At 38.2% G+C, this 23,487-nt stretch carries 25 protein-coding genes and 1 riboswitch; of the genes, 10 read left to right on the top strand and 15 right to left on the bottom strand.

The genetic code is table 11. The features are described 5' to 3' along the window. The first annotated feature begins 246 nt into the window (after positions 1–246). The 3 genes from V7077_RS06755 (at position 247) to V7077_RS06765 (ending at position 3,098) form a co-directional block, all read left to right on the top strand. On the top strand, positions 247–1,014 hold the full coding sequence (locus V7077_RS06755; RefSeq protein ID WP_335499694.1) for a TraR/DksA C4-type zinc finger protein: 768 nt from the start codon (positions 247–249) through the stop codon (positions 1,012–1,014). A gap of 270 nt (positions 1,015–1,284) precedes the next feature. Beyond that, positions 1,285–2,205 carry an MBL fold metallo-hydrolase gene (locus V7077_RS06760; protein WP_335499698.1) on the top strand — a complete coding sequence of 307 codons (921 nt, stop codon included), beginning with the start codon at positions 1,285–1,287 and terminating at the stop codon, positions 2,203–2,205. Between the two features lie 167 nt (positions 2,206–2,372). Further along, positions 2,373–3,098 carry a ZIP family metal transporter gene (locus V7077_RS06765; RefSeq protein ID WP_335499700.1) on the top strand — a complete coding sequence of 242 codons (726 nt, stop codon included), beginning with the start codon at positions 2,373–2,375 and terminating at the stop codon, positions 3,096–3,098. A 68-nt stretch (positions 3,099–3,166) separates the two neighbouring features. Here the strand turns inward: V7077_RS06765 and V7077_RS06770 are convergent, their stop codons facing one another. From V7077_RS06770 to V7077_RS06780, 3 genes are all read right to left on the bottom strand, one after another. Further along, positions 3,167–4,126 carry an aldolase catalytic domain-containing protein gene (locus V7077_RS06770; RefSeq protein ID WP_335499702.1) on the bottom strand — a complete coding sequence of 320 codons (960 nt, stop codon included), beginning with the start codon at positions 4,124–4,126 and terminating at the stop codon, positions 3,167–3,169. A gap of 221 nt (positions 4,127–4,347) precedes the next feature. Beyond that, positions 4,348–4,566, bottom strand: coding sequence for a hypothetical protein (locus V7077_RS06775; protein ID WP_335499704.1), 219 nt, complete (start codon positions 4,564–4,566; stop codon positions 4,348–4,350). A 121-nt stretch (positions 4,567–4,687) separates the two neighbouring features. Then, on the bottom strand, positions 4,688–5,455 hold the full coding sequence (locus V7077_RS06780) for a YhfC family intramembrane metalloprotease (RefSeq protein ID WP_335499706.1): 768 nt from the start codon (positions 5,453–5,455) through the stop codon (positions 4,688–4,690). A gap of 239 nt (positions 5,456–5,694) precedes the next feature. Between V7077_RS06780 and V7077_RS06785 the strand changes: the two genes are divergently transcribed. The 4 genes from V7077_RS06785 to V7077_RS06800 all read left to right on the top strand — a co-directional run bounded on the left by V7077_RS06785 (position 5,695) and on the right by V7077_RS06800 (position 8,271). Beyond that, a complete protein-coding gene (locus tag V7077_RS06785; RefSeq protein WP_335499708.1) occupies positions 5,695–6,321 on the top strand; it encodes a metal-dependent hydrolase in 627 nt (208 codons plus the stop codon). 153 nt (positions 6,322–6,474) lie between these two features. Then, a complete protein-coding gene (locus V7077_RS06790) occupies positions 6,475–7,554 on the top strand; it encodes an LLM class flavin-dependent oxidoreductase (protein WP_420489618.1) in 1,080 nt (359 codons plus the stop codon). A gap of 169 nt (positions 7,555–7,723) precedes the next feature. Continuing rightward, positions 7,724–8,056, top strand: a complete 333-nt coding sequence (locus tag V7077_RS06795; RefSeq protein WP_335499714.1) for a PadR family transcriptional regulator — start codon at positions 7,724–7,726, stop codon at positions 8,054–8,056. Further along, entirely contained in the window at positions 8,053–8,271 is a 219-nt protein-coding gene (locus V7077_RS06800) for a hypothetical protein (RefSeq protein ID WP_335499717.1), read from the top strand. The genes V7077_RS06795 and V7077_RS06800 overlap by 4 nt, the downstream gene beginning before the upstream one ends. Before the next feature lie 97 nt (positions 8,272–8,368). Here V7077_RS06800 and V7077_RS06805 read toward each other — a convergent pair whose 3' ends face one another. The 5 genes from V7077_RS06805 to V7077_RS06825 all read right to left on the bottom strand — a co-directional run bounded on the left by V7077_RS06805 (position 8,369) and on the right by V7077_RS06825 (position 13,165). Further along, positions 8,369–8,932 (bottom strand): hypothetical protein, encoded by a 564-nt coding sequence (locus V7077_RS06805; RefSeq protein WP_335499719.1) that lies wholly within the window; start codon positions 8,930–8,932, stop codon positions 8,369–8,371. A 477-nt stretch (positions 8,933–9,409) separates the two neighbouring features. After that, positions 9,410–10,015, bottom strand: coding sequence for a thermonuclease family protein (locus tag V7077_RS06810; protein ID WP_335499721.1), 606 nt, complete (start codon positions 10,013–10,015; stop codon positions 9,410–9,412). A 199-nt stretch (positions 10,016–10,214) separates the two neighbouring features. Further along, positions 10,215–11,852, bottom strand: coding sequence for an Ig domain protein group 2 domain protein (locus V7077_RS06815; RefSeq protein ID WP_335499722.1), 1,638 nt, complete (start codon positions 11,850–11,852; stop codon positions 10,215–10,217). A 131-nt stretch (positions 11,853–11,983) separates the two neighbouring features. Next, on the bottom strand, positions 11,984–12,706 hold the full coding sequence (locus V7077_RS06820; protein ID WP_335499725.1) for a hypothetical protein: 723 nt from the start codon (positions 12,704–12,706) through the stop codon (positions 11,984–11,986). Between the two features lie 249 nt (positions 12,707–12,955). Further along, complete coding sequence (locus V7077_RS06825) at positions 12,956–13,165, bottom strand: hypothetical protein (protein ID WP_335499728.1); 210 nt, start codon at positions 13,163–13,165, stop codon at positions 12,956–12,958. 29 nt (positions 13,166–13,194) lie between these two features. Further along, positions 13,195–13,278, bottom strand: a riboswitch (cyclic di-GMP riboswitch). 223 nt (positions 13,279–13,501) lie between these two features. On the opposite strand from V7077_RS06825, the gene V7077_RS06830 reads away from it, so the two are divergent. Continuing rightward, on the top strand, positions 13,502–14,032 hold the full coding sequence (locus V7077_RS06830) for an ECF transporter S component (RefSeq protein WP_335499730.1): 531 nt from the start codon (positions 13,502–13,504) through the stop codon (positions 14,030–14,032). Between the two features lie 304 nt (positions 14,033–14,336). Here V7077_RS06830 and gdhA read toward each other — a convergent pair whose 3' ends face one another. Then, positions 14,337–15,719, bottom strand: a complete 1,383-nt coding sequence (gene gdhA / locus V7077_RS06835) for an NADP-specific glutamate dehydrogenase (RefSeq protein ID WP_335499731.1) — start codon at positions 15,717–15,719, stop codon at positions 14,337–14,339. Between the two features lie 144 nt (positions 15,720–15,863). Between gdhA and V7077_RS06840 the strand changes: the two genes are divergently transcribed. Further along, complete coding sequence (locus V7077_RS06840) at positions 15,864–16,775, top strand: LysR family transcriptional regulator (protein ID WP_335499734.1); 912 nt, start codon at positions 15,864–15,866, stop codon at positions 16,773–16,775. Between the two features lie 145 nt (positions 16,776–16,920). Here V7077_RS06840 and V7077_RS06845 read toward each other — a convergent pair whose 3' ends face one another. The 3 genes from V7077_RS06845 to V7077_RS06855 all read right to left on the bottom strand — a co-directional run bounded on the left by V7077_RS06845 (position 16,921) and on the right by V7077_RS06855 (position 19,972). Next, entirely contained in the window at positions 16,921–18,096 is a 1,176-nt protein-coding gene (locus V7077_RS06845; RefSeq protein WP_335499736.1) for a glucose-1-phosphate adenylyltransferase, read from the bottom strand. Positions 18,097–18,607: 511 nt separating this feature from the next. Then, entirely contained in the window at positions 18,608–19,435 is an 828-nt protein-coding gene (locus V7077_RS06850) for an SPL family radical SAM protein (RefSeq protein ID WP_335499737.1), read from the bottom strand. 216 nt (positions 19,436–19,651) lie between these two features. Then, the gene (locus V7077_RS06855; RefSeq protein ID WP_335499739.1) at positions 19,652–19,972 is read right to left on the bottom strand and encodes a hypothetical protein; all 321 of its coding nucleotides are present in this window, start codon (positions 19,970–19,972) and stop codon (positions 19,652–19,654) included. A gap of 71 nt (positions 19,973–20,043) precedes the next feature. Between V7077_RS06855 and V7077_RS06860 the strand changes: the two genes are divergently transcribed. Further along, the gene (locus V7077_RS06860; RefSeq protein WP_335499741.1) at positions 20,044–20,349 is read left to right on the top strand and encodes a hypothetical protein; all 306 of its coding nucleotides are present in this window, start codon (positions 20,044–20,046) and stop codon (positions 20,347–20,349) included. Positions 20,350–20,689: 340 nt separating this feature from the next. Here V7077_RS06860 and spoIIP read toward each other — a convergent pair whose 3' ends face one another. The 3 genes from spoIIP to V7077_RS06880 form a co-directional block, all read right to left on the bottom strand. After that, positions 20,690–21,841, bottom strand: a complete 1,152-nt coding sequence (gene spoIIP / locus V7077_RS06870) for a stage II sporulation protein P (protein ID WP_335499744.1) — start codon at positions 21,839–21,841, stop codon at positions 20,690–20,692. A gap of 776 nt (positions 21,842–22,617) precedes the next feature. Then, positions 22,618–22,827, bottom strand: a complete 210-nt coding sequence (locus V7077_RS06875) for a helix-turn-helix domain-containing protein (RefSeq protein WP_335499747.1) — start codon at positions 22,825–22,827, stop codon at positions 22,618–22,620. 102 nt (positions 22,828–22,929) lie between these two features. Then, the gene (locus V7077_RS06880) at positions 22,930–23,412 is read right to left on the bottom strand and encodes a DUF2975 domain-containing protein (protein WP_335499749.1); all 483 of its coding nucleotides are present in this window, start codon (positions 23,410–23,412) and stop codon (positions 22,930–22,932) included. Positions 23,413–23,487 lie beyond the last annotated feature (75 nt).

The following is a 23,487-nucleotide window of genomic DNA, read 5'->3' on the forward strand; positions in this document are numbered from 1 at the left end:
CTGTTCCGTCTAAAGGCTTTCTCATCCTATGAATGGATCTCCCTTTTCACTGCATTCAATGTCACCTTGTCTTTCTAGTAAAATACCCGTTTATAGAGGAGGAGAAACGGAATTTTGAAAAATGGCAGCAAAATTCACTGTTAAGAATCCGTGCCCAACCTTCATTCCATATTCAGGTTTTTAAATATACAAAAAGGGTATATCGTAAGTGATTACTAGCAACTATAAAAGAGGATGTGACTGATAATGCTATCTACAAACCAGCTTGATCAATTAAAAAATAGTCTTGAAGAGGATAAACAAACCATTGAAGGTCAAATAGATGTTAACCGTCAATTGGATACAAGCTTACGGGAAACAGTCGATGAATTATCGACCTATGACAATCATCCTGCCGATCTGGGGACAGAATTATTTGAACGTGAACGAGATTTTGCCTTAAAACAACACCAGGATGAAGAGCTTAGAAAAATAAATACGGCCCTAGAGGCCATTGAGAATGGAACCTATGGAAAGTGTCTGGTTTGCGAAAACGATATTCCCTACGAGCGGCTGGAAGTTATACCTTCCACCTTGTATTGTGTCAATCACTCCCCGGAAACATCTGGTGGAGATTATCGTCCAGTCGAGGAAGACCTGATAGAGCCGCCTAAGATTAATTCCTTCAGGCATGAACCGAAGGACGGTGTAATCGATACACAAGATAGTTTTCAGGAAGTGGCCAAGTTTGGAACCTCGGAAACTCCTGCCGACCTCGTTGGGGATTATACTAACTATGATGAACTTTATAACCGTGGTATAAACGAAGATTCTTATGCGGAGGATTACGAAACTTATTCTGCGACAGACATAACAGGTCAGCAAAAAACCGTTCTGCCTTCCAAAAAGAAGGAAGAATACGAGGAACTGCTTGATCGTAAAGGAATTGACTCCAAAATTGGAGATATTCCATATAAATGGAAAGATAGTTATCTAGAGGAAAAATTAGATGAGAAGAAAACAGAGACTAAATAAAGTCTCTGTTTTACCTAAACCATCCCTTCTTCTCTCGTTAAATAAAAGGAAAAACCAGTTTTCTATTTCTTCCCCTGCAAGCCCTTCCCTTTCCATCATTGAATCAATCAGAAAACACCAACACAACCACTCCCCAAATGTCGTTTTCATGTGCATCATTCTCTCGATTGAATAAAAATAACATCTTCTATCTTATGATAAAATATATATAAGTAATATTCTGTAAATTACAGTTTAATAGAATATATCAAAACCTCAGAGGTGAAGCAAATGAATGGGGAATTTTACAGTAAACACTTTAAGCTTGAAAAGGTTAGTGATGGTGTTTATGCCGCTCTAGCGAAAACAGGTGGAGGTGCTGTAGCAAATGCAGGCTTTGTGGATTTAGGAGACAAAATTATCGTTTTTGATACGTTTAACACGCAACAAGCATCACAAGATCTAAAATATGCCGCTGAAATGGTAACAAATCAGAAAGTCACATTGGTGGTTAATAGTCATTGGCATGGTGACCACATTCGAGGTAACCAAACCTTTAAGGATAGTAACATCATTTCTAGCCAAACTACTCTTTCAAAGATAAGAGAGCTTCATCCTTTAAGAATTAAAAAACAAAAAGATGACCTACAGGGACTATCAAATTATATTGAGTCCCTAAAAAATCAATTAGATCATTTCTTTAACTCGGAGTTACAAAATCAAATTAATTTTTTAAGTGAAATAAAAGATTCGTTACCCAACCTGGAATTAGTATTACCAAGTCAAACATTTATGAACGAACTGAATATACAGGGAACAAAGCGAAATGCAAAGCTCTTTACGTTGGGTGGAGGGCATTCATACTGTGATGCAATGCTTTATATTCCCGATAACAAAGTAATTTTTATGGGAGACCTGCTATTTGTTAACTGTCACCCAACGTTTTTTGAAGAGTCGGATCCTAAAAAATGGATTGAAATTTTACACAGGGTTAAGAACCTAGAAATCGAAGCAGCAATACCAGGACATGGTTCAATTGGAACAAAAGCAGACCTTACAAAAGTAATTACCTATATAACGTATTTGATGTCTATCGTTTTAGAAAACAGTGAAGACGATAAAGTTGAAATTCCTACTATTTATAAAGATTGGACTTCCCCAGAGGTTTATCACCAGAATATTAAAAGGCTAGAAGAAACATTAATAAAATAATATTCTGCACAGTCTGTATCCCTTCCCTTTGAGAAGGGAATTTTTCTTGAATCAAAATTTTATTATTCCATCACTTCCCTCTATTACCCCTATAATTGATACAAGGTTTAACCGTTCGTGATTACGTTTATACATAAGTGAAACCTATTTTGGAAGGAGGAGTAACTATGTGGTATGCTGCGATGTGGGGAGCCATTTCTGGTTCTGCCGTTTTCCTAGGTGCCCTTGCTGCGATGTTTCTACCCGTTAAGCAAAGGATCATTGGAGACATAATGGCTTTTGGTACAGGGATATTGATTGGTGCAGCTTCCTATGAACTGCTTGAGGATTCCCTCCACAATGGAGGTTTAAAAGCAACAGCGATCGGATTTACTTTGGGTGCTGTTATTTTTACGCTCTTAAATTATTTCGTTTCGAAAAAAGGGGCGAATCAACGAAAAAGATCCAATCAGCAAGCCAAAGGGGCAGGGCTTGCCATTTTTATCGGAACCGTGATGGATGCTATACCCGAATCCATCATGGTAGGAGCCAGTCTTTTGGAAAAGCAGTCTGTCAGCTGGTTGTTAGTGGCAGCGATTTTCCTCAGTAATATTCCCGAAGGACTTTCCAGTACCGTTGGTTTAAAAAACAGCGGATATAAGAAAAGTAAAATTTTTCTTTTGTGGTTGTCTGTTTTGGTGATTGCTACCATTAGTGCCTGGGGAGGATACTTTTTTCTTTCAAACGCACCTGACTATCTTTTGGCAGGAATTGCCGCTTTCGCAGGGGGCGGAATTATTGCTATGATTACTTCCACCATGATGCCAGAAGCCTACGAAGAAAGCGGAACCGTTACTGGATTGATTGCTGCCTTGGGGCTTTTGGTATCCCTGGTCATGGACCATTTTTCTTAATAAACATAGTGACAGATAAAAAAGGTGCTTTCCTTAATGGAAAACACCTTTTCTTGTGAATCATTCATCTACTTCGAAACGGTCGCTAACGTTGCTTCCGGAGTTGTTACCTGATCATAAAAATTCACGAACTGGTCACGTTCCTTGCTATTACGGTATGCCATGGCAACACGTGGATGTTCATTAAGCACACCAGAAATCATGTAAGGAATGATATAACCCCACTCCCACTTATTTCTCATTTCAACCATGTGTTTTTCTATTACACCAAGTAACGGTCTAAGTTCATAGCTTGATTTTTGAATATAGCTAACGAGAAGCTCTGTGTTACAGTTCCCTGCGGCACGTCCCATGCCATAAACAGACGAATCTAGGAAGATCGCACCATTTTGATAGGCCGTTAAGGTGTTAGCGAATGCTAGCTGCATATTATTATGGGTATGAATTCCAAGCTGTTTATTAGGGAGCATCGACTGGAACTTTTTCACTTGATGGGCAATTCCGGCAGGATCTAAACTTCCAAAGGAATCAACGACATACACCACATCTACAGGGCTTTCTTTTACCATTTCCATCGCTTCAATCAGCTGATGCTCCGGCACGCTAGATAAGGCCATAATGTTAAGTGAAGTCTCATATCCTAAATCATGGAACATTTGAACAAGTTCTAACCCTTTATCCACTTCACGGACATAGCATGCCACCCGTATCATATCCAATACGCTTTGCTCACGGGGCAGAATGTCATTTGGATCTACACGGCCAATATCTACTAGAGCAGAGAGCTTCGTGAACTTTTTCTCAGGTATGACCTCTTTTAGGAACTCATCATCCAGAAATCTCCATGGATTATGCTCCGTCGCGTTGAGAAGTTTCGCAGAATTTTTGTAGCCGATTTCCATATATTCCACACCGGCTTCACTAAGACCATTATATAAATCCTGAACAAATTCCACACTGAAATCCCAGTTGTTTACCAATCCCCCATCACGGATCGTACAGTCTAATATTTTGCTGCTATGTGCCATAATTGTAACTCCCCCTGTTATTTACTCTTTCGCCATATTATTTGTTATTATTAAAGGGGTTATATCATGATTCGAGCAAAGGTGTCAAATTATTTTTTTAAATTATGAATATTCTTAACAGTATTTGGAGAAAAACTATGCTATCTGCTTAATTCACAAATCGAAGCCATGGTCAAACATTGTCGTTTCCAACCTTCGATTTCATTTAGTCAAGATAGACTTTATTTATGTTTCCCACTATAGTGCCATCTCCCCTCCACAATCTCGGGTAGTAATCCTCTTATGTATTCTTTTAAGCTTTCCGGCAACTCATCTTTTTCCAGTTCATCAAGAGTAAAATAAATAATTTGTGCTGCAGCTGGATCCATGACTTGGACTTGAATTTGTGTATGCCCCTTTATGTCCGAAATTTTCCTTGTTAGCATGATATGAAAAGACATCTTATCACCTCAATACCATTATACAAGAACAAATGTTCCTTAATTAGGAATTTAGCTGAAATTTAGAAGGAAATATTTTTAAAATAATAGACCTTCACGCAGGCGTAAAGATCTATTATTGTTATAGTAAATATGCCCTTGCCTTCTTTATCAACCAAAACGCAATCATCGCGACGATGGCTAAATAGAATTCCACCACCCACAAATTTGTGAAATAACCCGTCTGGACGAATACGAGTGGGAAATCAATCGCTGCATGAATCAGAATGGCATATAGCACGTAAACAAATTTCTTTTTTATTACCGCAATCAATACCCATAGACTAAAAGCAATCTGCATGAAGACGGCGAAAAACCGTTCGACAGCGGCTAATAAATAATAGGGGATACCGTTATTTAATACGGCATCTTTCATCATTGCGAGCTGATCCGTTGGGATTTGTCCTCCCAACGATTTTTCTAGTGTTCCTGCATTAATCATAAAAGCAAACAAAATGTTTGGCACGATCATCGTTAACATTAAGACCACTGCCTCAATGCCGCCCCAGCCTACGCCAAAAGAAATTCCGCCTTTGTAATCATGGAATTTTTTTAGCAGCCAGGTAAATAAAAGAAAGCGGCCCAGCTCTTCAAATAAGCCCGCTGCCATCCCTCCATACACCCCAAAAGCCCAAGGGTGGTCAGCATAATGTGGAAAAGCCGTGATGACCGCGAGATGGAGCGCCTTTTCCAAAATCTGTGTTATCACCACAAATCCAATCGCACCTATGATTACTGGCTTTACGGCAATACCTGACTTCTTGCGAAAAAATAGAATTAACCCAATAAATAATACAAATGAAAACACAATCGGAACAAACATTGAAATAATCGTTGCTGTACTAACCATTCTAAGCTCCCCCTATAGAAACCTTTTTATTATCATTATTAATAATGATAATAATTTGTTTACCATTAACTGTCAATACTCAATTATAAATTGAAACAAATTTTTTTTAATAATAGGCCTTTCCTCACTTCCAATCTTAAAGTTTGTCAAACCGCTAAACAGAACAGATGTTTTGTTGTACAATAGTGATTGTCTGTTTTTGTATGAATGAGATTAATAGGATGAAAGGTGGAAATAAATTGAATGGTACCTCACATGCTGTCATTGGATCTGCAACAGGATTTATTGTGGCTCATACATTTCATGCCTCTCCGACTGAAACACTCTTGTTTGTCGGACTTGGATGTGTTTCAGGATTAATGCCGGATTTAGATATTGATGGGAAACTGCGCGGAAAGATTACTCTGCCGCATGAGGTAATTCGGCTCTCTGCCCTGATCATTGGATTGATGATGATTGTCTATAGTTTCGTGGATAAAGCAGTTTTAGAGCAATGGCTGGGGATTGGCATCGGCTTGTTAATTATTGTGATTGCCTCCCTCATTAAGCAGAAACACATGTTAACGATTACTGGAATAGCGGTCCTTGTGGGCGGATTCTCGATAGACGAACGATGGTTAATACTGCTCGGAATCTACCTTATCGTTGCGTCCTTTTCTCCTCACCGCAGCTATACCCATTCCATCTTAGGTGTTGTTTTCTTTGGAATCATCTCTTCCAATTTAGAGACTTCACTGGGAATCCGTGGTGTGTTCTATACCTGTTGTGGGGGTTACATCAGTCACCTGATTGCTGATTTAAAAATTCTGCCATTTAATAAACGTGGGATTAAGCCATTTTTACCTCTGTCACACAAAGAAATTTAACTCTAATAACTTTTGTTAGATGACCACTTGTGTGGACGGCTCCTCACCAACCCTTGAGCAAATTTGCCATACATACTCATTAACTTCACGATGTTAATTTATTTAATTCCTTTTTTAAGTGATTGAATACTATTAAGTAAAAGTGATTAAACCATGGTGGAGGAGAGGAATTTGAAAGCAGCAAATCAAATTGGTATGGAGATTGGTATTTATTCGTTAGCGGATTTATACCCAGATCCACTAACAGGGAAAACCATCAGCGTAAAACAGCGAATGGAGGAAATCATCAAAGCTGCCAAATTGGCGGATGAAGCAGGGCTGGATGTATTTGGTGTGGGAGAACATCACCGTTTAGATTATGCTGTGTCCTCACCGCCAGTGGTCTTGTCAGCCATTTCCCAAGTCACAAAGCGAATTAAACTTACCAGTGCTACAACTGTGTTAAATACAGTAGATCCTGTTCGGTTATTTGAGGATTTTGCCACACTGGATCTTTTATCCAATGGACGCGCTGAAATTATTGCCGGACGCGGGGCTTTTTTAGACTCCTTTCCCCTTTTCGGTTTTGATCTAACTAATTATGATGAATTATTTGAAGAACACCTTGAGCTTTTTCTAAAACTAAATGAGCAGCAATTGGTCACCTGGAATGGTCGTTATCGTTCATCCCTAAAGGAAGCAGCCATCTCTCCGCGTCCTATTCAACAGCAGATTCCCATATGGGTAGGTGTAGGAGGAACTGTGAAAAGTGCGGAACGAGCTGGCAGATTGGGTACTGGATTAGCTTTAGTGATTCTTGGCGGGGATCCCTGTTTCTTTCAGCCGTTTGTTGACCGATACCGAGAATCAGCTGCTCTAACCGGCCGTGCTTTGGAAGACATGAAGGTTGCGGTTACCGGGCATGCCTATATTTCAAAAACGAATCAGCAGGCAATTGAAGAATATTACCCGTATCATTCCAATTATTGGCACCAGCTCAATCGTCATCATGGGGTCAATAAGACTTGGTCAAGAGTCGAATTTGAGCAGATGTGCAGCAAGGATAAAGCCCTATTTGTTGGAAGTTCACAGGAAATTATCGAAAAAATTATGCGTCACTATGAATTGTTTGGACACCAACGATTATTAGCCCAAATCGATATAGGTGGAATGCCCTTTAAAAAGGTCGCCGAGAACATTGAACGGTTGGCAACAGAAGTCGCACCCGTCATACGAAAAGAAACCAGGAAATAATGAACCCTAGAGTCAAAAAAATGGAAGGCACTCAAAGTTTGGCAGAGTATTGACATTGTTGAATAAAAAAAGGATAAAATATACTCACTACTATGTATAACAAAGTAGTGATTTTTTCATCCACTACCTTGCTATACAATATAGATGTGATAAGAAAGGAAGCTATACCATGTCCTTAAGAAGTCAATTATTAAAAGGAATATTGGATGGTTGTGTATTATCCGTCATTGAAAAGGAACCCGTGTATGGCTATGAACTGTCGAAGAAACTGCAGGAAGTGGGATTAGGAGATGTCAGTGAGGGTACGATTTATCCTGTTTTATTACGATTACAAAAAAACGGTCTTATTAGTGGGAGAGTGCAGCCATCAGAGTCTGGTCCAAATAGAAAATATTATTATTTAACTGAACAAGGCAAAGAATCACTTGATACGATCACTTCAGAGTGGATGCAAATTGTAAATCCTGTTCACTTATTATTCAAGGGGAGGATATTTTCGTGAAGGCTAAACAGTTAATTGAGGAAAATAATCGAAAGCGCGAGCTTCTCAACCCAGAGAAAGGTTGGTGGGATTGGAGCGTTATCGATGGGAATGGTTATTACCGTAAGCTTGTTCCTTCCTGGCTTTGGCCCCACGTTAGAGTTTACGTGGTGGGCATCTCTGCTAACAGGAGGAATCCTTTGGAATATCGTAACGATGTTGAGACGGGTAAATAGCGGGTTTCGGTGAGGAATAAAATATCCCCCATATTCTAGCGCACTAGTAAAATGGGGATATTTTTTTCTATCATTCATTAAATGATTATGATTTAGATTAGAGAATATCTCTCTTCGGAGAGCTTTTAAACAGCTTTATCTCTCCATTTTTAGGGATTCGTTCATTGATATTTTCAAATTTATCTTCCCTCTGGCCCTCCCAAGTATATTCCTTAAATGAGCAGCAAAAGAGTTTACGGGCTACTCTTCCTTTTTCTCCAATTAAGTTGAACCAGCCTTGTCCAACATAAAAAGGATTTGTCAGAAATCTATCAATGATATAAGCAATACGGTCCTTCTCTTCCCCAGGGTTCCATTTCGTTTTAGAAGAAAGAGCTAAGATAAAGTAGTTTTTTAACGGATCTAATTCTAATAATTGCAGATGGTACTTCTCGCTTTGTTTTTGATTGAAATCCCCTAGAATGGTTTTGATGCTTTTTTCGACGTCTATGCCAAATTTACTTGCATCCTTCCAGGTCACTAAACGTGAATCAAAAATGGACAAGGTAAGGATATAATAGGCAGCAAAATTTTTTGGATCAAATACTTCATTCTCCACTCGCTTTTTATCTTCTGGTACAACAATAAACCTTTTATAGTCAGCAAAGAAATCTTTCATCACATCGTATACCTTCTTTCATACTTTGATAGAATGAATGAAAAAAATGGCTTTTGTTTTTTATATTCTAACTATTCCTTTAATAAGAGTAAAAATCCTGCTGTTTCTTACAAAAATCCACATCTTTCACGAATTTTAATCAAAAAGTCCTATGAAGGGGTTCATAATTTGTCATAATCGTTTGGTATATGACCTGTATATCAAGCCATTGTCGAGACGGTGAATATTTGATTTAGTATTACAACCCTTATCTTGTTTTTGTGCCCGTTAGGCTGAATTTGCTTTCCCGACGGGCACAATTATCTGTTTTTTTGACCGACCAGCTGAATTGACTCATCCAACGGGCACAATTAGCTCTTTTTGTAATCGAATAGATATCACAAAAATTTTCCATTCTATTGAACTGTTTCCACATAAAAGCACATCACTATTTTGGGTCGTTAGTGATGTGCTTTAGAGTCTTTCATCAAAAAACGTTCTCTACTTCATTGTAATGCAGCCACTAAATCCCGATTGGGTTACGTAATTCACTTTGCCCCAGATGTTTCGTTTTTCTTTTTTTGCTAGATTTTCATCCTCCTGATAACGATCAATGTATCGATAAGGTGGATGGATGATATAGACCACCCGAGCGAATCCTTCTTTAAGCAATGTTTCTTGAACCGATTTTCCTTTTACAAATACATAAGCAAGCAGGCGCCCGTAGGAGTCCCTGTCATTCCCATTCTCCATTTCAAGTGTGATATTTCCTGCTCTCACTAGCTCCTCATTCCGCTGAAAGGCTTCCATCGCAAAAGGCTGAACACACATGCCTGGCTTTTTCGATTCCGGTGTATCGATTAATAAATATCGAACTGTTTCTATGTTGCCGTCCACCCTTACTTTAATCGTATCCCCATCAATAGTCGCAACCCATGTAACAGGTATCGTACTGCCTGTTTCTTCTACAATTGAATCGCCTAATAGAGCTTCATCTTGAATGACCCTTTCATTTCCTGTACCCTCTTTGTTCTGCGTACCCTGTGGATGAAAAGCTAGAATCGAAGTCGCAGCAATCAAAACGCAGCCGGCTAATCCTTTTTGCATAAAAATCCCTCCCGAGGAATTTAAAAATGTCCTTACCTATTTTTACGTTCTATTCTGTTGGTTGGCCAAGAGTCCCCTCCATAAGGACATCCGCCATTCACCCTTTAAATAAAGAGTAAAAGACCAAAAGGTTAGACATGTTTGAAAAATTCGGCAAAAAAAAGCTATCCCACTAAACCCGGGATAGCTCATATCGTATTTAATTGTTTATCACAATATCATCAAAATTGATTCTACTTCCTGAAGTACCAGAAACGACAATTCGGAAGCGGACTGAAGCCGTTTGGGTAAGGGCAAACGTTTTAACGGTTAAAGTGGAAGTACTAGTATTCGTGCTCCCCACGTTTGTCCAAGTCGAACCGCTATTCGTCGACATTTGCAGCTGCCAATTAGCTCCGCTGTCGGTTCCGAAATTGGCATGAGAAATCTGAATACTCTTCGCCCCGCTGACATTAAAATTCATCGTAATCGCTCCAGCTGCTCGTACACGTGCCGATTGCAAACCGGTTTTTTTATCGGTGGATAGATTGCCGATAAGAGCATTATCAAAGTACCAAGAACCGCTCGCAAGCGTCACATTTCCTGAAGTGTAGGCAGTTTTAGAACCGGATTCAAATTTTTCATTCAAAGTTGTAGTTGTACCACCAGATCCGCTAGAACCGTACCCATAAGATCCGGATTTAAACGTGGATGGATTATACCATTTATAGCCTGGGTCTGGTGCAGACCACGGTTCTACTTGCGGCTCTGTCGATGTTTGTGGATTTTCCATTGCTAGCAAGGCGGCTGGCTGATCTAGCTGCAGCCCGCTAACCTGGGTGAATGCGGTATAACTTTCCTGAATGGCTAACCAATCGATGATATTCACAAGTAATGTACCATCATTTTGTTCTTTAAAACCATCGTAAGTCGTCTTCTTAGAGCCTGTTTCCTCACGCAAATATTTTGGGGTCGCATCTTCAACAGCCGAGGAATCTCCGATAAACGCTGCTTTTCCTAATCCAAGTTTGGAAACAGCTGCATAGGGGCCCTCTGCTCTTCCTCCACCATTATAGACGCCCTGATCGACCGCATTGCTCCAAGCAAGTGTTGTTTTTGGAAGATAGACAATTCCTTTTGCCTTGGCAGGGTCTGTAATCGCTAAGGTGGAGCCGGCATGCATGGCAACCGTAGTGACGCCCGTTGTTATTCCGAAGGCTTGGCTCGGTGTGACGATATCATTGGCTGTTACATCCCCAATCGCATTGTAGCGGAAGCGGATTCCAAAGTTAGCTGACAGCCAATCAGAGCCGGTGACACCCTGCATGGCGGCAGACGCAGCCTCTTCTGATGTCATCCCTTTGGCCGGATCGGCATAAGCACCGCGACGATAACCATTAAAAACCTCCGAAGCATCCCAGCGGTTTTTGTTGCGATCCGCATTATAATGATCGCCAATGAAAAAGATACTCCCGCCATTTTGTACATATTGAATCATTGCCGCTTGCTCAGAAGTTTTATAGGGAATGTTAGCTTCCCCGATGACGAACACATTATAATCTTGTAAATCTTGATAGGTAATCGGAGTGGTTTTTCTCAGCTCTTTTGCGTAATAACCTTTATTGGCTAAAGCATTGGAAAAATCCGAGAAACCTCCATCCAACACCCAGTCTGCTGCACCAGCTGTTTGTCCATGGGTATTATCAAATAAAATTTTCTTGCCATTTGCCGTCCCAACGGGCTGTAGTTGTGGGGCAGGATCGAGCGCATTTTCTGCTAAAGCAAACGTTGGTAGATAAAGAGCTGAAGACATGAACAGAAGGACCAATGCGAAAATGGGAAAGCTTTGACGTTTCATTCCATCACTCCTCGTATAGGTTGTCCTCCATAAAATACCACACTCATGTTAGGTAAATATTAAGAATAGTTAAACTTTTAAAATTTTCCCAACTATCCTTAAACTAGTAGTTGTGTGACTATCTTTGTTCCTTATTCTAATGAATTAATTTCCACTAAGTCCCAAGATGTAATGATACCTAGGGGCTTTTCACTCTGTTCCCCTGTTTCAGTTATGATGACCGCTTCCAATTTTTTATTTTTCTGATGATAGTCTTCAAATATTTCTTCCACTACAAACATATCTGTTTCCTGACCTACAAACTCGACTGATAGGGGCCGATGGAAAGAATATAAGTCTTGTACCCTTACTTCATCTAAGTAAACCGTATTATCGACTAAATTTTGAGAAAACCACTGAATAATCCCTTCTGCTGTTAATAGCCATTTATATCCACTTTGATTGTATATTGGATAAACAGAATACATTTTACGGTTAATGACAGTAAGTATATCCTTTAATTTTGCATCTTCTAGATAATAAAATACGGGTTTGGTAGCAATCGAAAGAGCCGTCCTTGGTTCATTGATTTTGGACGCGATCGTTTCAATTTGTTCGACTACGCTCATATGTGGTTCCGCGATATAAAACCCTGGTTCAACTTTATCATGGACAATAGAGTTTCTAAGTCGGCCGTATATTTTTAAATCATCATAATGTTTTCTGATGATGGCATGCATCGGAAAACCTATTCTAAGTAGTTCCGTATATTTGTTTGTTTTTGCATTTTTAATATTTTTTTGCAGCCAAGTATGTATTTTATTAAAAGCCACTTCGAAACGTTCAGAAAGTTCATTATCTGTTTCTGTTGTCATATTATATCCCTCTTTTATGTTTTATCATTATGACTAGTGGAAATCGAATGGTTATCTTGCAAAAGGTATTTCCTTTCACTTGATTTTCACTATGCTAATAGTATTATTCTACTAAATTATTTAGCAGAATAACAACTTCGTACGTTTATCCAAACTACTTTCCATACAACTCAGAATAAAAAGAGGAGTCCTAATGTTCTAGGCACTCCTGCTTTTTTATCATTTTTTAGTTGTTCTATTTTTAACCATCTACAAATTTAATGATGCCCTGCGCTTTTTACGATCATAGAGCTCTAATGCAACTAAAAATAATTTTCTTTTCATTAATTCTTGTTCCAAATCTCTTAAATTTTGGTCCCACTTATTCAGTATGCTAACTACATATGCCTCTACTATATTTTCGTCACTAGCTTCCTCCCATTCTATCTCCAGTTCCTTTTCCCAAGTAAGTGCTATCAAAATATAAGCCTCCTAAAATATATTCTATTTTAGGCAGCTCAGCCATCATAGTGTAGAACCTTAGACCTGTAGCTTTGCGTCCCAATCTTTCGAGTGGTTTGCCTTTATCTATAAAGAGTTTTAATTAATCAAAGTAAATTATATTACAAATATTTCAAATGTTACTAAATAAAATAACACAAATTTCGACATACTAAAGAATTAAAAGGGGCAAATGCACTGATTCATGAGGAAATACTTTCCATGGTTGTTATCAGAATCTTTATCTATGCAAATTAATAGTATTGAGCTTATAGTAAATTATGATATTATTTAAAAAAAGAAAGGGGTTATTAAATGAATACAACATACTCGCCAACAGCATCAACGAAAACTAGAGCGCTAGTCATCAATGCACTTTTCATCGCATTAACCCTAGTTGCTACTATGTTTATTAACGTAAAGCTCCCAATTATGAGTAACGGAGGACTAATCCATCTCGGTAACGTACCTCTATTTATAGCAGCTCTGGTTTACGGTAAAAAAACAGGAGCCATCGCCGGCGCTTTTGGAATGGGCTTATTCGATCTAATTTCCGGATGGGGAGCATGGGCACCGTTTACCTTTATTATCGTAGGGGCAATGGGCTTTGTAGCCGGTCTTATTGCTGAAAAGGTACCGGGGAAAAGAGTTCTTGTCTATTCACTTGCAGTTGTTGTTGCCCTGATTATCAAAATCGTGGGCTACTATTTTGCCGAAGTCATTCTTTATGGCAACTGGATTCAGCCAGTCGGCTCCATCCCTGGCAACTTTCTACAGGTCACCCTCGCTGGTATCATTGTCGTCCCTCTTATTGGACGCTTACAGAAACAAGCTGGACAGAAATAGAAGTAGAAAGTTTTCTCCCTATCGAATGAAAAAAAAGCTGCCATTGCCTGGCAGCTTTTTTTGGTTAATGATAAGCAAGTACCAAGAACAAGAGATCGATGATCAATACTCACTTTATTCCCAATGAAGCTTGAAAAGCTTTTTGATTTCAAACCATGTAAATTGAGCATTTTGAAGATTGGTATTAGGCCCTATATTAAATGGGTTCCTTCATCAGCATTAACATAACATTTGGAGCTGTATACATACACATAATTTTTAATTGTAACTCGCCTATTACACTGGAAAATTGACTTTATAATGTCTATATAACTCCTTGCTCAATCATGGCATCTGCTACTTTTACAAAGCCAGCAATATTGGCACCGACCACAAGATTGCCTGGTGCATCATAATCGACTGATGCTTTCAAACTCTTATTATAGATCTCTTTCATAATTCCTTGTAATTTGGCATCCACTTCTTCTAGTGTCCAAGCAAGCCTGGCACTATTTTGCGCCATTTCTAACGCGGAGACTGCCACCCCGCCTGCATTTGCTGCTTTTGCTGGCGCAAATAAAACATGATGCTCCATAAAAGTATCAACAGCCTCTTGAGTTGAAGGCATATTGGCCCCCTCTCCGACAGCCTTTACCCCATTCGAAACTAACATTTCTGCTGCTTCCTTATTTACCTCATTTTGTGTTGCACATGGTAATGCAATATCACACGGGATGGCCCAGATTCCTGAACATCCTTCTTGGTAAATAGCCTCTGGATGGTCGTTGACATATTCAGAAATTCGTTTATTCTCCACTTCTTTTAATCGTTTCACTGTCTCTAGATTTATTCCGTTTACATCAAACACATAGCCGCATGAATCGCTGCAGGCGACCACTTTTGCACCAAACTGTATAGCTTTTTCAATGGCATAAATTGACACATTGCCTGAACCAGAAACCACTACTGTACTGCCTTTAAAGCTTAATCCCTGACTTTTCAGCATTTCTTCGACAAAGTAAACCGTTCCATATCCTGTTGCTTCTTTCCGGCCTAAGCTTCCGCCATAACCAATGCCTTTTCCAGTAAGTACGCCTGCTTCAAAGGCGCCTCTCAATTTTTTATATTGGCCAAACATATAACCAATCTCTCTAGCCCCTACTCCTATATCTCCTGCAGGAACATCGATATCTGCACCGATATGTCTGCTAAGTTCGGTCATAAAGCTCTGACAAAAACGCATGATTTCTAAATCCGATTTCCCTTTTGGATCAAAGTCGGAACCACCCTTTCCACCGCCTATTGGCTGACCTGTTAAAGAGTTTTTCAGAATTTGTTCAAACCCGAGAAATTTAATAATGCTTGCGTTAACGGAAGGGTGAAATCGTAGTCCCCCTTTATAGGGCCCAATTGCATTACTAAACTGAACCCGATATCCCCGATTCACCTGGACCTTCCCTTTATCGTCCACCCAAGGAACGCGAAAGGAAATCAATCGTTCTGGTTCAATCAGTCTTTCTAGAACGGCTTGTTTCATATAGATTGGTTTTTTGACAAGGACAGGTACTAAAGAATCAAGTACCTCTTTAACTGCTTGCTGAAACTCCATTTCATTTGGATTGCGTTGTTGAACCTTTTTATATAAACGATTTACGTACTCTTTTACGATTTCTGTTTGATTCTCTTCTACTTTTTCCAGCATTTTCATCCCATTCAACCCCTAAAGTATTTAAAATTAAGAAAATTCTCTTTTCTAATATGTGTTTTTATTTTATAATTTTATAATTGATAGTTTCAATATGATTTTCCGATGAAATCAATGCATTTAACGCATCAATGTGGAGGGATAAAATTGGAGACGCGGCAAATTAACTATTTTCTAGAAGTCGCAAAAAGAGAGCATGTAACCGAGGCTGCTGATGTCCTGCATGTTGCCCAGTCTTCTGTAAGCCGGCAAATTTTCAATTTAGAAGACGAATTAGGGGTTGAACTTTTTATCCGTGAGGGAAGAAGGGTCAAGTTAACCCCTCTTGGAAAAATTTTTTATGAACGAATGAAACAAGTATGGAACATGATGGAAGATGCGAAGCGAGAAGTAGAAGAATACTTAGACCCTGAGAAAGGGACCGTTCGAATTGCTTTCCCGATTAGCATGGCGGCCCATACCTTGCCTTCCATTATTTATGCATTCCGGACTCGATACCCTGAAGCTAAATTTCAAATGAGCAATGCTCTTTATTATGATTTAATTGACGGTGTGATAAATGGTGAATTTAATTTGGCCATGATGGCCCCGATGCCCAATCAGGAAAAGGAACCGAAAATTAAAGGAGCGACTCTGTTCACAGAAAATATTGTGGCCCTCCTCCCTCTCCATCATCGATTAGCTGATCAAAAATCAATTAGGTTGCGGAACTTACGAGAGGATCCGTTTTGTGTCCTTCCGGAAGGTTTTGTTTTTCGCGAGCAAGTGGTTCGGGCATGCCATGATGCAGGCTTCACTCCACAAATCGCCTTTGAAGGCAAAGATATCGATGCCTTAAAAGGGCTCGTCTCAGCAGGCTTAGGTGTGGCATTAATGCCAGAAATGACATTGGTCGATAACACCCCGAGGTCCACCGTCATAGTCCCACTATCCGATGCAAATCTTACCCGGACAGTTGGTGTAATCTACCCAACACAACGAAAATTGCTCCCGACGGAGGAATTGTTTTATAATTTCCTGCTTGAAACATATGAAAGATTAAATCAGTTTCGATCGTAAATATTGGCTTGAATTATAGTACTTTACGCATAATATAAGAATTTTTCTTTTAAAAAACACAAATAGGCAGTGATGAATCATCACTGCCCTGATTTTTACTACGTCACGCTTTTTTCTAACATAAAACCATTTTATTATAAAACTCTTAAACTGCGTTTCCCTTTACTTTTACAGGCTTGTTTTCTTTAATTATTTGATTGTTACCTATTAAGCTAATCTCACTAAATGGATTAGTATCTCCCACATGAACATTCGAGTAAATAAACGATTCACTTCCGACAATGGCTCGATTAATCACCGCATTTTCCCCAATAAACGTACCTGGCATAATCACCGAATCCTTTATGACTGCCCCTTTGCTCACCGTTACGCCGTGATAAAGCAGTGAATTTTCGACTCTACCGAACACCTTGCAGCCTTCAGATACTAGAGATTGACTTAAGACCGCTTTTCCGTCCAAATAGAAAGGCTGGTGTGACGTTTCACGGGTATAAATCCCCCACTCTTCATGCTGAATAATCGGATTAGTTTCATAGGAAAGTAGGTCCATATTCGCTTCCCACAGGCTTTGTACGGTTCCGACGTCCTTCCAATATCCGTTAAAACGGTAAGCATACACTTCACGGTTATCATGAATCATTGCGGGGATAATATCCTTACCAAAATCTTTAGAAGAGAATCGTTTTTTCTCCTCTTTTTCTACATATTTTTTCAACACGCTCCAATTAAAAATGTATATCCCCATTGAAGCAAGATTTGATTTCGGTTGTTTGGGCTTTTCTTCAAAATCTAGGATTCTATTGGAGCTGGAATCCATATTCATAATCCCAAACCGATGAGCGTCTCTCCATGGAACATTTATCACAGAGATCGTCGCTTCTGCTTTTGTTTGGATGTGTTGTTCAAGCATTTTACGATAATCCATTTTATAAATGTGGTCACCTGATATGACAAGGACATACTCCGGATTATGTTTTTCAACATAGTTGAGGTTTTGGTAAATCGCATGGGCGGTACCTTCATACCAACGGTCTCCATCCTCACTCTGATACGGCGGCAGGATTGTAATGCCGCCATTTCTCCGATCTAAATCCCAATGCTTACCGTCTCCAATATAATTTTGCAATGTGTGAGGCTGATACTGGGTTAAAACACCTACGGTATCAATCCCAGAATTACTGCAATTGCTTAAGGTAAAATCAATGATCCGGTATTTACCGCCGAATGGAACGGCTGGTTTTGCCATCGATTTGGTCAGGTCTTTTAAACGTGTCCCTCGGCCGCCAGCTAAGAGCATCGCTATACATTGTTTTTTATTCATAATCTTTCACCTTCCCAAAAATTTATCTATATAGTATTTACCTACCCTTTTAAAAAGTTTTCAAACATACATATAACATTGAAAAAACTAGTTGGATCCTAGTTGAGGCTTTGCAGACATAACGGCAATCCTAAGTGGATGTATTCAGTTATTGAGGTCAATATTGGTTGTATATTGGTTGGGAACACGAGGGGAATGAGTCAGTCTATAATTAAATTTTAATCTAAAAAATATTCGTATCAAGTTTATCGAAAGATTATCTAACATTGATATTTCAGAATAATTGGAAGGGTTTACATTTTCTGTTTCCAACGGAAAACCTCTTCAAATGTATATTCGGCTGTTCCTTTTAACATGACTTTTGTATATCAGCAGCTAGCTGCGGTATTATCCCGTTTAGGAATTGAGTGGTTATAAAAAGAGAAGAAGCAGTCTAATTCATTTACGAATTGGACTGCTTCAATTGAATCATTTGTATTCGGGGACAAAACCTTTTATAAAAATAGGCTTCTTATTTTAGGAAGGCTTCTTGTTTAGAAACACGTATTCTGTCACGTGGGAAATACTTAGTAAAAAATTTCTCCACTCTTTCATGTATATCTGGTTGATACCATGCCGCTAAACCATGCTTCTTAAATAAAGAAGGCATTCCTAACTTTTCCGACCGTTTCCCCATCAAACCATCCCCGATCCTTAACGTATCAATCCAAATGTGGTCGGCTCTTCCATCTAATTGTTTGGGGAAGTCAGGAGTAAAGGGCAAAACAGGAGAAATCGAAGCTTGGGTGGTGATTTCCGCATCATGCACTGCTTGAAGAGCTTTTAACCGTAACTTTATCCCTGGTGCAAATGGAGAAAAAATCCTCTTTATGTCTTCCCTGTCTGTTTCAATTGTCATAGATACTAAAACTTTACATTTTTCCTTCAATTGCGTGATCAAATCAATATCCCTCGTGATGAGCGGGCTCCGTGTTTGAATCTGAAGAAAATCTGGCGGATTTTCAACCATCGCTTCTATTATTTCACGTGTCACCTTTGTTTTCCGTTCGATCGGTTGATAGGGGTCTGTGGCTGAAGACATAAAAATATTAACAGGCTGATCTTTCTTACGCAGTTTCAAGATTTCATTTTGGTAATTTTCTGCTGCGTTTGTTTTTATGTCCAACCACTCTCCCCAAGGGATGTCTTTAAATCTTTGAATCGGCATTTCCCTTACGTAGCAATAAAGGCAGGAAAAAGCACATCCGCTGTATGGGTTTAATGAATGGGTAAATCCAACATCCAAATAACCTTTTGCCTCCGTAAGGATTTTCTTTGCAAGAATATTTTTTGTTTCCATCTTAAGCTCCTCTTTTGTTGAATTTCATTGGCAATGACAAAAAACCGGTTCGATATTATGGTGAAAAACAAGTGTTAGAACAGCCACCACTTGCTCCTAAAAAAATAGAAATAGCAAATAAAAAATAATAACAAGAATGTCCATCCTCATGAGGGACGGACATTTTACCATAATTGTTAAATTCAAATACCCTTCCGTTAGTTTAATAAAACTTTTTCATCTGATAGTATCATCATCACCTCGATTTTCAATTTGCTCTAAAACCCAAGGATTATCTCCTTTCTTTGAGTAAGTTATAAGATAAGTTTTATTTACCTCGATTAAGTTCCACACCATGGCTTCCTTGACCATAATTGTTGTTTTCTTTTTCCCTGTAATACTGTTGGGGTCAAAAGCAATTATCCATGCTTTTTGATCATCCTCTGAATGTGCTTTTTTAAGTATATACAATTCGGAGGTTTTGGATAAATATGGACCACCACAAGCTGTAACAATTAAAAGAAAAATAAAAGTAATTAAAATGGGGATTTTTTTCATTGTTTACCTACGCCCTTCCAATAATAATATAAAATTGATAGGTAAAATCTATTTAAGGGCAAGGAGTAGTTATGATAATCATTAGTGATTTTTTAGTTGATTTAATCGGTGATTTGGTTGGTGGTCTGGTTGAGACAATTTTTCCTACTTCGATGTCAAAACTAGAAAAAAACATAGATGAATTAAAAGAAGAAGAATGGTTCACCAACCTGAATCAAGATGTTCGATATAATTACATCATTTGGCATAACAAAAAGGTTAAGCACTACTTAAGGAAGACTGAAAATATTAAAGTTCTCAAAAATAGTGCAGATGAGCGTGAAAAATTTATTCAGCTTGTTATTAAGGAACATAAGAAATTCGTAGGGATACGCTGAGTTATTGAGACATATAAGATGAAGACATCCTTTTCTCGGCAATTTCGATTGAAGAAGAAATAATTTATGTCCAGCGATTGGAGGTGCTTCAATAGATGTATGGTAATACCGGCGGTGGATGATTGAAAGGTGTACATAATCCATTTCCAACCTCTCTATCCTTTTATCGATTTCACTCATAATTGTTTTTCGGGAAAGACCAGATCCGTTAAGAAATCAGATTAAGAAAGGATAGAAAAAAGCCAATCCTTCATTTGAAAAATCGGCCTTTTTCTGATTTTAACACTACCTTCATAGCCTATTTTTGGAAAAAGCGATCCTTTATTTTGAGGATTCGCACTTATTCCCCATTTCCATTCACCGCTTTTGCTTCATTGGTTTTCCAATAATACTCAGCCAGTATTTCTGAAAATATATCGACGGTATGATGGAGTTCGTCCAAATTATTATCTACTCCGCCGATTTCTAACAACATTGCTTTATTGGATATATCTTGATTATAGACACCATTTCCATCTTTATAAGATTTAAGAAAGACCCCTCTACTAACTCCAGGATACTTTTTTTCCAGCTCTGCGTTCAGTGCCTTGGCAAATTCTAGATTATCCAGATAGTTTTTATTTTCTCTTCCTATTATAAATAAGAGCTTTGCGTAGTTAACACCATTAATGGTTTTCGTCGTAATTTGTTTTCGGGCCGAGTCACGGTGAATATCAATAAAATATTTTAGTTCCTTATTTTTGGCTGCGGCTGCTTCAACGATTTCCCGCGATTCTGTATATGCTTTTGTTGGTTTCCATTGTTTCTTTAGTAACTCCTGCGTCATATTTGTTTTATCATGGTCAACGCCAATGCCTTTACTCATTAAATTCCTAGCTAAACGTTCTCCTAAACCAATTACATTTGCTCTTTCGTCCGAGCTTATTGCGTCGTCAGGATTCTTAGCATCCTTTAAAACTGGAAGATATGACTCCCAGCTATGGGTATGATAAATCATTACTGTTTTATGTTCAGGGTTGGTTATTGGTTTATTGTCGTCTGTCGTTTGATTTATTAATTCCTCTGAAGCTTTTCTCTCATTTAACAAAACCTCAGTTGGAGGTGCAGATTCGTATGGAAGATTAGTAATGTTGGTTCCTTCACCAGCTACTACGATCTCAGTGTCATACATTCTTAATCCAGGAATTTCATTGCCTAAAAACGTTCGTGTATCTGTAGGTTTAATTGTCGTCCCTATTTGAAAAGCTAAGTTTGTCAGTTTGGAAACAGTGAAATCAGGATTTTTTACTTTAGGAAAAAAGCTATGATTCTCGGATTTAAAAAATTGCAAAAAAAGTTTTTCACCATTTAGTATACCGATCGAATTATTCATTTTTAGGGAGGAAATATTAATATTTGAAACGACAACTATAGAAATCATTAAAAACATAAATAGGACCATTAGGATAGATCGGAAAGTAAATGTTAGTGTGATAATTTTGATTGATTTCATTGTAAACCCCCTTAGCCCATATATATGTGCTAAGCAGGGTTTTATTGCGGAATTTTATTGAATTTAAACAACACGTCAAGACAAAAGATAATCCCATTAACAGTTGATTTGGCAGTTCAGCCTCTTTACTCGACTTTAGTATAATGAAAGTTACTATTGATTAAAATTCACCATTTATATCTCCTTTTTCTATCAATAAGGGATTGGAATCCATATAACAGAAAAGCCTTATAAAATAAATAAAAGAAAAATTGAAATCGATTGAGTCTAACTAATTTAGCGACTTTTAACTTTTCGGTTACCTTGGTTATTACAAAGGCGAAAAAAGCATTAATACTGGCATTGAGCAGAATAAACTTTTTAAAGTTTCCATACGTTGACTTTAGTATCCACAAAGTACCTACAAAAAAAGGTCCAACTTCTATAGGAAATTCCAATGATAGAATTGTGTTTCGCTTTTTATAAGTAACCCACCATTTTCGTTTTCTTCCAATCTGAACATTCCATAATTCAAGAATAAATATAAATATGGCTGCAGGAAGGAATCTGTTTAAATTTCGTCTTCCAATAAACGGGATGGATAGCCATGAAAGTAAAATCATTGTCATTTTTATGAGCCTCTGATTTTTCAAAGACATAATAATTTAACCTCCCTTACTCCCGTAGGCTTTCCCATCTTAATTTTTTTATTCCTTTATAATACAAAGGGTATTTACCCTTTTTTTTGCGCTTGTTTACTATCCCGCTAACAATGTAGAAGAATGTTTTTGGATAAACTAGTCGTTATGTTTGTATTCTAATATATCTCCGGGTTGACACTCTAGAGCTTTACAAATTGCCTCTAACGTTGAAAATCGAATTGCCTTTGCTTTACCATTTTTTAATATAGAAAGGTTAGCCATTGTAATTCCAACCTTCTCCGAAAGTTCCGTTACGCTCATCTTCCTTTTAGCCAGCATCACATCAATATTGATTATAATTGCCAAGTTATCCACCTCACACTATTCAATCATTTTAAGATACTCAATCTATATTTTCTTTTACCCGCCTTTGAAGGACAAAGTGATTTAATTGTTTTGTTCAGTACCTTAGACGGTTAAATCATTATCAGATTTTATATCGATTGCTTCTTTTAACAGCATTTGGAGAACAGCAGCAAAAACGGCAATTACCATGGACGCAAAAGGAACAACCAATCCGACAAAGATGACACCTGGTGCATCATCTTTCTCCGCAAAGAGATAGAAAAGCGGCAAGACTAGCACGTGCAGAATACTGATTATGACCGCACAATGTTTGATTTTCTTTAAAGCTTTTACGGATAATTCGGAGAAAGCTTTATTTTGGTCAATATAGCGTAATAGTTTGAATGACTGATACAAAGCAACGTAAAAAGGGATTGCTGATGCATAAAAAACGATGGAAACAAGATATTTAATATAAGCAAACTTTGGAAGCAATTTTGCCGCAACATCCCCGATCTCAGGCACCAAAAAGATGCACAAAGCAAGAACTGGGATTCCCATTAGAAGTACAGCCGTCTTTAAAAACAATGTTGTCACTTTATTCATAAAAACACCTCACAAATATTTTGTAATTTGATTTTAAATTATTATTTATCGTTTTTCAATAAATATTTATTAAAT

It is taken from the genome of Neobacillus vireti, from assembly GCF_036962465.1.
Lineage (GTDB): Bacteria > Bacillota > Bacilli > Bacillales > Cytobacillaceae > Neobacillus > Neobacillus vireti_B.

What these genes read in the sequence shown, in the direction of transcription:
- V7077_RS06765 (WP_335499700.1), top strand. Translation starts at nt 2,373, where the DNA reads ATGTGGTATGCTGCGATGTGGGGAGCCATTTCTGGTTCTGCCGTTTTC.
- V7077_RS06820 (WP_335499725.1), bottom strand. Translation starts at nt 12,706, where the DNA reads ATGACAACAGAAACAGATAATGAACTTTCTGAACGTTTCGAAGTGGCT.
- V7077_RS06845 (WP_335499736.1), bottom strand. Translation starts at nt 18,096, where the DNA reads ATGAATAAAAAACAATGTATAGCGATGCTCTTAGCTGGCGGCCGAGGG.
- gdhA (WP_335499731.1), bottom strand. Translation starts at nt 15,719, where the DNA reads ATGAAAATGCTGGAAAAAGTAGAAGAGAATCAAACAGAAATCGTAAAA.
- V7077_RS06760 (WP_335499698.1), top strand. Translation starts at nt 1,285, where the DNA reads ATGAATGGGGAATTTTACAGTAAACACTTTAAGCTTGAAAAGGTTAGT.
- V7077_RS06880 (WP_335499749.1), bottom strand. Translation starts at nt 23,412, where the DNA reads ATGAATAAAGTGACAACATTGTTTTTAAAGACGGCTGTACTTCTAATG.
- V7077_RS06850 (WP_335499737.1), bottom strand. Translation starts at nt 19,435, where the DNA reads ATGGAAACAAAAAATATTCTTGCAAAGAAAATCCTTACGGAGGCAAAA.
- V7077_RS06810 (WP_335499721.1), bottom strand. Translation starts at nt 10,015, where the DNA reads ATGCAAAAAGGATTAGCCGGCTGCGTTTTGATTGCTGCGACTTCGATT.
- V7077_RS06830 (WP_335499730.1), top strand. Translation starts at nt 13,502, where the DNA reads ATGAATACAACATACTCGCCAACAGCATCAACGAAAACTAGAGCGCTA.
- V7077_RS06860 (WP_335499741.1), top strand. Translation starts at nt 20,044, where the DNA reads ATGATAATCATTAGTGATTTTTTAGTTGATTTAATCGGTGATTTGGTT.
- V7077_RS06755 (WP_335499694.1), top strand. Translation starts at nt 247, where the DNA reads ATGCTATCTACAAACCAGCTTGATCAATTAAAAAATAGTCTTGAAGAG.
- V7077_RS06795 (WP_335499714.1), top strand. Translation starts at nt 7,724, where the DNA reads ATGTCCTTAAGAAGTCAATTATTAAAAGGAATATTGGATGGTTGTGTA.
- spoIIP (WP_335499744.1), bottom strand. Translation starts at nt 21,841, where the DNA reads ATGAAATCAATCAAAATTATCACACTAACATTTACTTTCCGATCTATC.
- V7077_RS06790 (WP_420489618.1), top strand. Translation starts at nt 6,475, where the DNA reads ATGGTGGAGGAGAGGAATTTGAAAGCAGCAAATCAAATTGGTATGGAG.
- V7077_RS06770 (WP_335499702.1), bottom strand. Translation starts at nt 4,126, where the DNA reads ATGGCACATAGCAGCAAAATATTAGACTGTACGATCCGTGATGGGGGA.
- V7077_RS06815 (WP_335499722.1), bottom strand. Translation starts at nt 11,852, where the DNA reads ATGAAACGTCAAAGCTTTCCCATTTTCGCATTGGTCCTTCTGTTCATG.
- V7077_RS06780 (WP_335499706.1), bottom strand. Translation starts at nt 5,455, where the DNA reads ATGGTTAGTACAGCAACGATTATTTCAATGTTTGTTCCGATTGTGTTT.
- V7077_RS06855 (WP_335499739.1), bottom strand. Translation starts at nt 19,972, where the DNA reads ATGAAAAAAATCCCCATTTTAATTACTTTTATTTTTCTTTTAATTGTT.
- V7077_RS06775 (WP_335499704.1), bottom strand. Translation starts at nt 4,566, where the DNA reads ATGTCTTTTCATATCATGCTAACAAGGAAAATTTCGGACATAAAGGGG.